General features: G+C 69.0%; 11 protein-coding genes, 1 tRNA gene and 1 other RNA gene. 7 read left to right on the top strand and 6 right to left on the bottom strand.

The annotated features are described in order from the left end of the window. Window positions 1-104: 104 nt before the first annotated feature. Window positions 105-2672, bottom strand: a complete 2568-nt coding sequence (locus ACTWQA_RS35835) for a DNA polymerase III subunit gamma and tau (RefSeq protein WP_443163403.1) — start codon at window positions 2670-2672, stop codon at window positions 105-107. 31 nt (window positions 2673-2703) lie between these two features. Then, an RNA gene (ffs, locus tag ACTWQA_RS35840) (signal recognition particle sRNA small type) lies at window positions 2704-2799 on the bottom strand. Window positions 2800-2904: 105 nt separating this feature from the next. Between ffs and ACTWQA_RS35845 the strand changes: the two genes are divergently transcribed. Next, a tRNA-Ser gene (locus ACTWQA_RS35845) sits at window positions 2905-2992 on the top strand. A gap of 242 nt (window positions 2993-3234) precedes the next feature. Here ACTWQA_RS35845 and ACTWQA_RS35850 read toward each other — a convergent pair. Then, window positions 3235-4176, bottom strand: a complete 942-nt coding sequence (locus ACTWQA_RS35850) for an RNA polymerase sigma-70 factor (RefSeq protein WP_443163404.1) — start codon at window positions 4174-4176, stop codon at window positions 3235-3237. A 256-nt stretch (window positions 4177-4432) separates the two neighbouring features. On the opposite strand from ACTWQA_RS35850, the gene ACTWQA_RS35855 reads away from it, so the two are divergent. Both ACTWQA_RS35855 and ACTWQA_RS35860 read left to right on the top strand, forming a co-directional pair. After that, window positions 4433-4639: a hypothetical protein gene (locus tag ACTWQA_RS35855; RefSeq protein ID WP_443163405.1), complete on the top strand. Its 207-nt coding sequence runs from the start codon at window positions 4433-4435 to the stop codon at window positions 4637-4639. A 107-nt stretch (window positions 4640-4746) separates the two neighbouring features. Beyond that, the gene (locus ACTWQA_RS35860; RefSeq protein WP_443163406.1) at window positions 4747-4944 is read left to right on the top strand and encodes a hypothetical protein; all 198 of its coding nucleotides are present in this window, start codon (window positions 4747-4749) and stop codon (window positions 4942-4944) included. Window positions 4945-4966: 22 nt separating this feature from the next. On the opposite strand, the gene ACTWQA_RS35865 is transcribed toward ACTWQA_RS35860, so the two are convergent. Beyond that, complete coding sequence (locus tag ACTWQA_RS35865; RefSeq protein WP_443163407.1) at window positions 4967-5296, bottom strand: hypothetical protein; 330 nt, start codon at window positions 5294-5296, stop codon at window positions 4967-4969. A 257-nt stretch (window positions 5297-5553) separates the two neighbouring features. Continuing rightward, window positions 5554-6018, bottom strand: coding sequence for an SDR family NAD(P)-dependent oxidoreductase (locus ACTWQA_RS35870; RefSeq protein WP_443163408.1), 465 nt, complete (start codon window positions 6016-6018; stop codon window positions 5554-5556). Window positions 6019-6167: 149 nt separating this feature from the next. On the opposite strand from ACTWQA_RS35870, the gene ACTWQA_RS35875 reads away from it, so the two are divergent. Continuing rightward, complete coding sequence (locus ACTWQA_RS35875; protein WP_443163409.1) at window positions 6168-6755, top strand: TetR/AcrR family transcriptional regulator; 588 nt, start codon at window positions 6168-6170, stop codon at window positions 6753-6755. A gap of 68 nt (window positions 6756-6823) precedes the next feature. Here ACTWQA_RS35875 and ACTWQA_RS35880 read toward each other — a convergent pair whose 3' ends face one another. Continuing rightward, on the bottom strand, window positions 6824-6979 hold the full coding sequence (locus ACTWQA_RS35880) for a hypothetical protein (RefSeq protein ID WP_443163410.1): 156 nt from the start codon (window positions 6977-6979) through the stop codon (window positions 6824-6826). 596 nt (window positions 6980-7575) lie between these two features. Here ACTWQA_RS35880 and ACTWQA_RS35885 point away from each other — a divergent pair. The 3 genes from ACTWQA_RS35885 to ACTWQA_RS35895 form a co-directional block, all read left to right on the top strand. Beyond that, the gene (locus tag ACTWQA_RS35885; RefSeq protein ID WP_443163411.1) at window positions 7576-8865 is read left to right on the top strand and encodes an NAD(P)/FAD-dependent oxidoreductase; all 1290 of its coding nucleotides are present in this window, start codon (window positions 7576-7578) and stop codon (window positions 8863-8865) included. 23 nt (window positions 8866-8888) lie between these two features. Beyond that, window positions 8889-9926, top strand: coding sequence for a hypothetical protein (locus ACTWQA_RS35890; protein WP_443163412.1), 1038 nt, complete (start codon window positions 8889-8891; stop codon window positions 9924-9926). A 286-nt stretch (window positions 9927-10212) separates the two neighbouring features. Next, window positions 10213-10504 (top strand): hypothetical protein (locus ACTWQA_RS35895; protein WP_443163413.1); only part of this gene is annotated, 292 nt, incomplete at its 3' end.

A 10504-nucleotide genomic window follows, 5' to 3' on the forward strand; every position in this document is an offset into this window, starting at 1 on the left:
ATCGCTTCCGGGTGCTAGAGCGCGGACCACAACGTCACGATGGCGCCCACCTCAGCGGCCACGCCGGACCGGCAGGGCACTTGGTCAGGTGTGATCTGGTCAGGTCAGGTGTGGTCGATTTCGCCGATGACTCTGGCGCCGAGTTCGCGCTCCAGGAGCGCCATGCCCGTGACCGCATCCACGTCGGCGTCCGCATCGTTCAGCGGGTCGACCTCCTCGGAGTCCGATCCCTTGGTGCGGCCGGGGACGGTCTCCGGCCAGGCCGCGGCACCACTACGGGACGACGAGGCCCGGGGACCGGCCTGGGCCGCCGCCTTCGCCGCCGATCGCGCGGCCGCCAGGCCCGCGCCCGGCGAGGATCCGGCGACGGGCACGGTCCTGGTGGGATCCGGGGTCGGGGGGATGCCAGGGCTGAGGTCGTCGGGGGCGTCGGGCCAGGACTCGTCTGTGGTCTGCCGCCCTGGAGAGGCCGCCGGAGGCTGGTCGGAGCCGCCCTGTTCGCCCTGTTCACCCTGGCCGCTTTGGCCGCCTTGTTCACTCTGGCCGCTCTGGCTATCGCGAGAGGAGCCGTGTGACGCCGTGCGTCCCTGGGCGCCCGGCACACCAGGCGCACCGGACATGCCCTGGGGACCCGGCGGGCTCTGGGGACCCGGCGTGCCCTGGGAGCCTGCGTGCGCGTGCTGAGGACCGGTCGCCGGCCCTGTGCCCGCGGAACCGCCCGGTCCATGTCCGCCTGGCGACGCGGGAGCACCGTGGGACGGTGGCTGCGGCGAACGGCCTCGGGGCGACTGCGGCGCAGGAGCATTGCCGACGACGGCCTCGACGCGCCAGGTGCCGCCGAGCACGTCGCTGAGCGCGCTGGCCACCACGGCGTCCTTGCCGCCGCCCGTGAAGTTCTTCATCGCGCCGACCTGGCCGAAGCCGAGCGTGACCAGGTTGCCTTCCACGCCCACCACCTGGGCGTTGGTGCTCACATTGGCCCAGACCACGATGCTGCGCTGCTTGAGCGCGGCCAGCACGGAAGGCCACTGCTGCTGCATGCCCCCCAGACCAGTGCCACCCTGCCCGCTATCGGAAGACGGGGCGCCACCAGCAGGCACCCGCGGACCCCCGCCGGAACCCTGCGAGCCACCGCCGGAAGCCTGCGAGCCACCGCCGGCCGTCTGCATGCCGCCACCAGCCACCGCGGGGGACGCCGGCCCTCCGCCACCCGCAGCCGGAGCACCGGGTCGGGCAGGCTCCGGCCAGTCGTTCGCACCCGCCGAGGCGGGTGCCTGAGCCTGAGCCGTCTGAGCACCCGCAGGCGTGGCGGCCTGAGCCTGAGCCGGCTGAGAACCCGCAGGCGGCTGAGCACCCGCAGGCGATGGAGTGCCACTGGCAGACTCGCCGGCCGCAGCGCCGCCGACGGCACCAGTGTGCTGCTGCACCACCGGGACGCCATGGGCGCCGGCGGACGGCCCGGCCGCCGGAACGGCCGGCGTGGCCGCAGAAACTCGAGCGGCCATCTGGGCGACGGCGCCGCCTCGCTCGAGGCGTTCGAGGCGCGCGAGCAGGGCCTCCTCGCCGTGCGAAGCGCCGGGGAGCAGGACCCGGGAGCACATCAGCTCCAGCAGCAGCCGCGGCGACGTCGCGCCACGCATCTCGGTGAGGCCGGCATTGAAGACCTCGGCCGCCCGCGTCAGCTCGGCGGGCCCCATCGAGGACGCCTGCTGGACGAGCCGCTCCAGCTCGTCGGCGGGCCGGTCGAGCAGGCCGCTGGAGGCCGCCTCGGGGACGTTGGCGAGAATCACCAGGTCGCGGAAGCGCTCGAGCAGGTCGGAGGCGAAGCGGCGGGGGTCGTGGCCACCCTCGATCACCCGGTTGACCGTGTGGAACACCTGGCCGCCGTCGTGGGCGGCGAACGCGTTGACGACCTCGTCGAGCAGGTCGCCGTCGGTGTAGCCGAGCAGGGAGACGGCCTTGGCGTAGGTGATGCCGTCCTCTTCGGCGCCGGCCAGCAGCTGGTCCAGGATCGACAGCGAGTCGCGCGCGGAGCCGGCGCCCGCGCGCACGACGAGGGGCAGCGCGGTCGGCTCGAAGGGCACGTTCTCGGCGGTGAGGATCTCCTCCAGCAGCCCGCGGAGGGTCGCGGGCGGCATCAGCCTGAACGGGTAGTGGTGCGTACGCGACTTGATCGTGCCGATGACCTTTTCCGGCTCGGTCGTCGCGAAGATGAACTTCAGGTGCGGCGGGGGCTCCTCGACGAGCTTGAGCAGCGCGTTGAACCCCTCGCGGGTCACCATGTGCGCCTCGTCGATGATGTAGATCTTGTAGCGCGCGGAGACGGGGGCGAAGAACGCCCGCTCACGCAGGTCACGCGCGTCGTCCACACCACCGTGCGAAGCGGCGTCGATCTCGATGACATCGAGATGGCCGGGCCCTGTCGGGGCGAGCGCGACACACGACTCGCAGACGCCACACGGATCGGGCGTCGGGCCCTGCTCGCAGTTGAGAGAACGCGCCAGGATGCGCGCACTGGAGGTCTTGCCACACCCCCGGGGGCCGCTGAACAAGTAGGCGTGGTTGATCCGGCCCGTACGCAGCGCCTGCCGGAGCGGGTCCGTGACGTGCTCCTGACCCTTGACCTCGGCGAAGGTCCCGGGTCGGTACTTGCGGTAAAGCGCAAGGCTCATGCGACCATCCCGCCTGCGAGGGGGCTCCCAACGAAGAGACCCCCCGCACACCCGCCAGAGCCCGCTTATCCTTGCTGCCTTCCGGCCCTGGGGAGGTTCACAGGATGACGCCGCGCGAGGGGTCCCTGGACAGTCTAGCCGGACACGGCAGTGCTCGCTCCACGCTCCCGCCACCCGATGAACGCGAAAAACGTGGTCTGCGCACGCCCGGAAGTCCGGTAAGCTCGACGGCGGAGGATTCGCCTAGTGGCCGAGGGCGCACGCTTGGAAAGCGTGTAAAGGGCAACCTTTCGGGGGTTCAAATCCCCCATCCTCCGCCAGCTCAGAAGGGGTGTGCCGTCAAGACGGCACACCCCTTCTGGCTTTCCAGTCTCAGTTTCAGTCTCGATTGGCGTCATCGCGTTACCTCGAACATGACACAAGAGGCCGACCAAAGATCATCTGCACCGCTCACAGCGCCCGCCTCGGACAGACACTCCTCTCAGGGCGACGCCGACGGGAAGACCGCTCGGGATGCTCCGCACTGTCGCGATATCGTGATCAAGGCGCGGCGGCTGAAGGATTACTTCAGCGTGAGTGGGATCTCGGATGCGATGCGGGTCAGCTTCTGCGGGTTGCGGACGTAGTACAGGCCGGTGATGCGGGCGTCCTCGACGCGGACTGCTATGACGCCGTCGATCTCGCCGTCCACGCGGAGGAGGAGTGCCGGGTTGCCGTTGACCACGGTGGGGTAACTGGTGAGCGCGATTTGGGCCTTTCCGAGGCCGTCGACGATCATGCGGGCCACCTTGTCGGCGCTGATGATCGGCCGCGGCGCGGCCTGCTTGATGCCGCCGCCGTCGCTGATGAGGACGACCTCAGGGGCGAGCACGTCGAGGAGACCCTGCAGGTCCCTGGTTTCCAATGCGCGCTGGAACGACTCCACAGCCGCCCGAGCCTGGCTCGGGGAGACCACCTCGCGAGGGCGGCGGGCTTCGACGTGCCGGCGGGCGCGGTGCGCGATCTGGCGGACCGCGGCCGGGTTCTTGCCGACGGCGGCCGCGATCTCCTCGTAGCCGACGTCGAAGACCTCGCGCAGCACGAAGACGGCGCGCTCCGTCGGCGACAGCGTCTCCAGGACGAGCATCAGCGCCATCGACACACTCTCGGCCAGCTCGACATTCTCGGCCACGTCCGGCGCGGTCAGCAGCGGCTCTGGGAGCCACGGGCCGACATACGCCTCCTTGCGGCGCTTCATGGTGCGCAGCCGGTCCAGCGAGCGCCGGGTGATGATCCGGACCAGGTAGGCGCGCTGGTCGAAAACCTGCCCAAGGTCGACCTTGACCCACCGCAGCCAGGTTTCCTGCAGGACGTCCTCGGCATCGGCAGCCGACCCGAGCATCTCGTAGGCGACGGTGAACAGCAGGTTGCGGTGGGCGACGAACGCCTCGGTGGCGCAGTCCATCCGGCCGCCACCAGCCATCGGTTCGGCTGTGTCTGCCGCTGCATCCCTGCGCTCGTTCATACCTGGCTCCTGCCTGTTCACCCTCGACTCCTGCTCCACGCACAAGACGCCGGCCCTCACCGCGGTGTGACACCCATGATCGGTGGCGTACGTCACATGACCGCACTGTCACAAAGTCCGGGTCGCCGGCGCCTCATGGTCGCCGGGACGCCGCGCGAACGATCCGTGCGGCACACAACTCCGCGAGTGATCGCCTTGGCCTCGTTGCGTAGTGACAGCCGCGCAACCGCCACCGCAGGCAGAACGGAAAGACATCATGAGCAAGGTCTGGTTCGTCACCGGTTCGTCGCGCGGCCTGGGCCGTAAGTTCGTCGAGGCCGCCCTGTCGCGCGGCGATAAGGTGGCCGCGACCGCTCGGACCACCGGAAACCAGCAGGTCTACGCCGATCGGCTCCAGACCTGGGCCGACTGGCAGGATCTTTCGGCGGAGGCTCACGGCAACCTCGATCAAGAAAATCGGTGACCGAGGGCCGAGCTTCCCGAGTCCTGAGCCGCGTCGTTCGTCTCGGCCCGATGTATGCCTCAACGGGGATGTGGCGGCCTGCGGCGACCCTCCGTCCGGGCGTGTGCATGAAGCGGCCCTTTGTCTGCGCCAAGGAGGAATGGTGCCGGCTGGCCGCCGTACCGGATGTGGAACTCGGCGATCAGATTGTCACGTACACGTCGTACTTGGTTCCGTCGGCGGCCACCGCGTTGTCCTCTCCCTACAGCCGGGGCAGCGCTGATGCGGCCGCATCGATCGCGCCGGTGTTGCCTCGTGGACAGTGATGCGGTCGGCTGGGGTCGACCGTCAATGCCGCGGCGGCCGCCCGTCGCGGTCGGTCCAGATCTGGACGAGTTGAAGGACGCTCATGCCGAACATCAGCACGCCCAAGGGGACGTGCAGCGTCGTCACATGCGCAAGGCCCAGCGCTACCTGCGCCGAGACTAGCCCGAAGAACCCGGCCGCGTACAGGATGGGCCTGGCTGAGCCGCCACCCGGCCGCCACACCAAGATCGCGACGATCAGGTGCAACAGCGTCACGATGAACACCGTGTACGCCCCCGCACTGTGCAGTGCTCCACGATCGGGTGAGGACAACAACAGCCCGGCGGTGATCGCCTGGACGAAGACAGCCACGGTTTGCAGGCTGATCGCGGCCATGCAAGAACATGAGGGTGCGCGGCTTCGCCGTCGTGGGCGTGGGCGTGGGCATGGCGAGGTTTCCTTCTCTATGTCAGCGGTGGTCGAGACTTGGCGAGCTGGCGTCCCAGTAGTCCGGCAAGACAACCGCCGGGCATGTGAAGCGGCGGGCCAATGTCACCGTTCGGTGGGCTGTCTCGTCGATCTGGTGAGGGCGGATGTGACCAAGGGAGACCGGGGAACTGTGTTCATCGTCAGCCGGTGAGGGGTTTGAGGAAGAAGCGGCCGGACGCCGCGCAGGCGGCCATGGCGGCCGAGGACAGCTGGATGATGTGTCCCGAGCGCTGCTCGCGCAAGTGGGGCAGCGCGGCCTGAATCACCCACACCGCGCCGAACAGGTTGGTCTCCAGTTGGTCGCGCAGGTCCTGCTCGGTCAGCTCCTCGATCGCGCCGACCTGGGCGTAGCCGGCGTTGTTGACGATGACGTCCAGACGGCCGAAGTGCTCCCCGGCCCGCTTGACGCCCTCGAAAACGGCGGCCTTGTCGGTTACGTCCAGCTCCAGCGGAAGCACCGCCTCGCCAAAGACAGCGACCAGCTCATCAAAGTTTCCGGTGGTCCGAGCGGTCGCGGCCACCTTATCGCCGCGCGACAGGGCGGCCTCGACGAGCTTACGGCCCAGGCCGCGCGACGAACCGGTGACGAACCAGACCTTGCTCATGATGTCTTTCCGCTCTTTCGCTGTTGGCAATCGGAGATGAGATGCCGATCGACCATCGACACGGCACGGGCCGTGCTATTGAGGACTTAGCGTCGCCGATCGAGCTCGCCTTGTCAATACGGCACGTGCCGTTCCAGTAGGATGGCGACATGACCGACCACCGTTCCACTCGCGCCAACGACCGGACCGAAACGATCATGCGGGCCACGCTGGACCTGGCCCGGGAGGTCGGCTACGCAAAGCTCAGCATCGAGGCCGTCGCGGCCCGCGCCGGCGTCGGCAAACACACCATCTACCGCCGCTGGCACTCCCGCGGCCTGCTGTTCCTCGACGCGGTCCTCAGCCTGAACACCGAAGGCCTGGACCACCGCGACACCGGCGACATCGTGGCCGATCTACGCGAGGTGATGACCAAGGCCGCCGACCTGCTGGGCCGGCCACCCTGGGGCCCGCTGTATCAGGACCTCATCGGCGAAGCCCAGCACGATCCCGAGGTCGCCGCCGCACTCAACCGGCGTTTCATCGAGCCCCAGACCGCCAACACCCTGACCCGCCTCAAGGCCGCCAAGGCCCAGGGGCAACTCGCCCCCGACTTCGACCTGGACCTGGCATTTGAGATCCTGTCCGGCCCCTTGTACTACCGGTTCCTGATCACACAGCAGCCGGTGACACACGACTACATCGACCGCGTACTCCAAGCAGTCTTCGCCGGGATGGGCCCCAGACCGCAAGCGTGATAGCGAACGACCCCGCGATGACCCGGCGGTCCAGTGGAACGGAATCCGGCGGTAGCGGGTTCCGCTGGTCAGCGGGGCCCCTGGGTGAGACCGGGCACCGGTTCGGCAAACGTCCGGACCGGGCAGGCCGCCGGACCGCCACCGGTATACGCCGTGACCAGCACATAGTCCCCGTGATCGGTGACCTCCTCGACGGCCAGCTGGGCCAGATAGGGGAAGAACATCCTCAGGCAGCAGGCATCGCCTGGCACCACATGCTGCGCACAGGCACAATGACCTCACGACCGCTCAAATGCTGATCAGGTTCTTGTCGAACAAGATCCTCACAGGGCGGCCGCACCTTTGCGCGGCCAGTCATCCGATTGCGATCAGTCACGGGCGCGAGTCTCGACCACTGTCTGTGATGGCACCACATAAGATCGCCAGAGCCTCTCCTAGGCGACGGTGAATAGCAGATTGCGGTGGCGAGGAATGCCTCGATCACCTCAGTGGCCGAGTCCATCCGGTAGCCACCAGCCATCGGCTCGGCTGATCCCGTCGTTGGCTCGCTGCCCTCGTTCATAGCCGGCTCCTGCCTTGTTGCCCTCGACCCCTGCTCCACGCACAAGACGCCGACCCTCACCGCTGTGAGACACCCATGATCGGTGGCGTACGTCACATGACCGCACTGTCACAAAGTCCGGGTCGCCGGCGCCTCATGGTCGTCAGGACGCCGCGCGAACGATCCGTGCGGCACACAACTCCGCGAGTGATCGCCTTGGCTCCGTTGCGTGGTGACCGCTCAACTCACCGGGAGCAAGCGAACCGACAGGAGCAACACATGAAGCACCGCATCGTCGTCCTCGGCGCCGGCTATGCCGGGGCCTACGTGGCCGGGAACCTGGCCCGCCGGCTGTCCCCGGCGGACACCGAGATCACCGTGGTCAACGCTGAGCCGGACTTCGTCCAGAGAATGCGGCTGCACCAGCTCGCGACCGGCCAGGACATCGAGGCTCCACAGCTCGCCGACGTCTTCGCGGGCACGGGGATACGGCTGCGCCTGGCCCGTGTCACCGCCGTCGACCCCGAGCGCCAGGTCGTCGCCGTGGCCGACGGCGGCGGCGGCGGCGAACTCGGGTACGACACGCTTTTCTACGCGCTCGGCAGCCACGGCGCCGACCACGGCGTCCCCGGCGCAGCCGAGCACGCCTTCGACATCGCCGCCAGGCCCTCGGCGCTGCGCCTGCGCGAGCGCCTGGACAGCCTGGACAGGCAGGGGAGGCGGGGCGAAGGCGGGAGTGTGCTGGTCGTCGGCGACGGGTTGACCGGCATCGAGACCGCCACCGAGATCGCCGAATCCCGGCCTGGCCTGTCGGTGGCGCTGATCGCCCGCGGCGAGCTGGGCGCCCGGCTCTCCGCCGGAGCTCGTAGCCACCTGCGCCAGGCCTGCGACCGGCTGGGCATCACCGTCCTGGAGCACACCAGCGTGGAAGTCGTCGAAGCGACGCGGGTGCTGTGCGCCGACGGCACCGCCCTGGCGTCCGAGGCAACCGTGTGGACGGCCGGGTTCGCGGTCAGCCCCATCGCCGCCGCCGGCGGGCTGGAGGTCACCGAGAACGGTCAGATCGTCGTCGACCGCACCATGCGGTCGGTCTCGCACCCGAACGTCTACGCCATCGGCGACAGCGCCTACGCCATCGGCGACAACGGCCGGCCGCTGCCGATGTCCTGCGCTTCGGCCGGCTACACCGGCGGGCAGGCTATCGAGGCGATCGTGGGACGCCTGACCGGCCGCAAGATTGCGAACACCAAGCTGGTTTACACGTACAACCACATCAGCCTCGGGCGTCGGGACGGCATCCAGCAGCTGGTCGACGACGAGGGGCAAGCAAAGCCGACGTACATGGGCGGCCGGAAGCCCGCGTGGATCAAGGCGGGCATCCTCAAGATGTCGCTGTGGGCCACCTCGCACCCGACCTTCGGCATGCCCAAGCGCAAGCACCGCCTGGCCGCCGCGCCGGATGCCTCCGCAGAGAAGGTCGAGAAGGCGCGCATCAGCGGCATCTACTACGTCCGCAATCCGGAAGAGCTGACCCGCGTCGAGTCCGAAACCTCGCTCACCCGGCGATGAACTCCCCCTCTGAAGGAGAAGGCATGTCCGCTCAGGCCGCGCCCGCAGCCAACGCGTCGCCCTCACCCTGGCCGACCGTGGCCGGGACAGTCGCCTTGCTCACTGTGAGCATCAGTCTGCTGCTCACCGCCTTCGCCTGGCCGTCGGTACGCTCATCGGTGCATGATGTGCCGATCGCCATCGCCGGGCCCGCCCCCGCCGTCAAGCAGCTCACCGCCGTACTCGACCAACGGCTTCCCGACGGCTTCGAGGTCGCCGAGGTCGCCGACACCGCCGCCGCCGAACGGCTGATCCGCGACCGCAAGGTGTACGGGGCGATCGACCTCAGCTCCGGCGGCACCCCACAGGTCATCACCGCATCCGCCGGAAGCGCCGCCGTCGTCCAGACCCTGAACAGCATCGCGACGGGCCTCAGCCAGGCACAGGGAACCAGCACGGCGGTCGCCGCCCGCGACCTCATCCCGCTGCCGGCCGACGACCCGCGCGGCGCCGGACTGGCCGCAGGAGCCCTGCCCCTGGTCATGGGCGGCCTGCTCGCCGCGCTACTGCTGACAAGGCTCGTCCGCGGCACCGCCCGCCGCGTCACCGGAGCGCTCGCCTTCGCCATCACCGGTGGACTTGCCGTGGCAGCGATCCTGCAGTTCTGGCTCGGCTCACTCAACGGCTCCTACTGGGCCAACAGCGGCGCCATCGCCCTGACCATCGCAGCCACCTCCCTGAGCATCCTCGGGCTCGAGTCACTGCTCGGGTACGCCGGCTTGGGTCTCGGCGCCGCCACCATGATGCTCATCGGCAACCCCCTGTCGGGCACCGCGACCGCACCCGAAATGCTGCCCGGCTGGTCCGGCACCCTCGGCCAACTGCTACCGCCCGGGGCCGGTGGCCAGCTGCTGCGCTCCACCGCCTTCTTCGACGGCCAGGGCGCCACCCACTCTGCCACCGTCCTGGCGACCTGGCTCACGCTCGGTATAGTGCTGTGCCTGGCCAGCGGCCTACGCACCCGCCCTACCGCCACCGTCGCAGATACTGCCGCACAGCCGACCACGTATGCGACGGTCTGACCCCCATAGCACCCGCCAGGGGCGGCGCGGCTCGTGTCGAGTATCGCCCGGCTTAGGACGTGCCATCGATCGGGGCGTGACGAATGCGCCTACGCGGGCACAGCCCGTCGTGCTGGACGAACGCGACGGGATCCTCCTCTGCTGCAGCCAGCACCGCGGGATCGTTGAGTAGAGCTTGCGGGCATCGCCCGAGACCTCTTCTGTTGTCGATCTACGACACCCGGCACCTCAGAGCAGCCGACCCCTCGATTCACTTCTGAAACACGCCCTAGAGACGAGGAATCGCATGTACAAACAGCAACGTCGGACGGTCGCGTCGATTGCCGCTCTGGTGCTCGGCGCGGTGTTGACCGTCGCGGCGTCGCCGTCGCTCCCGGTGACGGCCGAGACCGACCCCGCCCCAGCGGGGACGGGCAATCAGGCGGCGGCCACGGCGGTACCCGCCTTCCCGACGTTCGTGCATCTGCCGGCCGATCAGGCGGCGCATCCGGACGCCCGCCAGGAATGGTGGTACCTGGTCGGCCACGTCAATGCCCGTGGCCACCGGTTCGGCTACCAGGTCACGATCGGTGGCGGCA

The organism is Nonomuraea sp. 10N515B (assembly GCF_052245915.1).
Lineage (GTDB): Bacteria > Actinomycetota > Actinomycetes > Streptosporangiales > Streptosporangiaceae > Nonomuraea.

Coding starts and splice junctions, on each gene's coding strand:
- ACTWQA_RS35850 (WP_443163404.1), bottom strand. CDS start 4,176: ATGAACGAGCGCAGGGATGCAGCGGCAGACACAGCCGAACCGATGGCT.
- ACTWQA_RS35890 (WP_443163412.1), top strand. CDS start 8,889: ATGTCCGCTCAGGCCGCGCCCGCAGCCAACGCGTCGCCCTCACCCTGG.
- ACTWQA_RS35835 (WP_443163403.1), bottom strand. CDS start 2,672: ATGAGCCTTGCGCTTTACCGCAAGTACCGACCCGGGACCTTCGCCGAG.
- ACTWQA_RS35885 (WP_443163411.1), top strand. CDS start 7,576: ATGAAGCACCGCATCGTCGTCCTCGGCGCCGGCTATGCCGGGGCCTAC.
- ACTWQA_RS35880 (WP_443163410.1), bottom strand. CDS start 6,979: ATGTTCTTCCCCTATCTGGCCCAGCTGGCCGTCGAGGAGGTCACCGAT.
- ACTWQA_RS35870 (WP_443163408.1), bottom strand. CDS start 6,018: ATGAGCAAGGTCTGGTTCGTCACCGGTTCGTCGCGCGGCCTGGGCCGT.
- ACTWQA_RS35875 (WP_443163409.1), top strand. CDS start 6,168: ATGACCGACCACCGTTCCACTCGCGCCAACGACCGGACCGAAACGATC.
- ACTWQA_RS35860 (WP_443163406.1), top strand. CDS start 4,747: ATGAAGCGGCCCTTTGTCTGCGCCAAGGAGGAATGGTGCCGGCTGGCC.
- ACTWQA_RS35855 (WP_443163405.1), top strand. CDS start 4,433: ATGAGCAAGGTCTGGTTCGTCACCGGTTCGTCGCGCGGCCTGGGCCGT.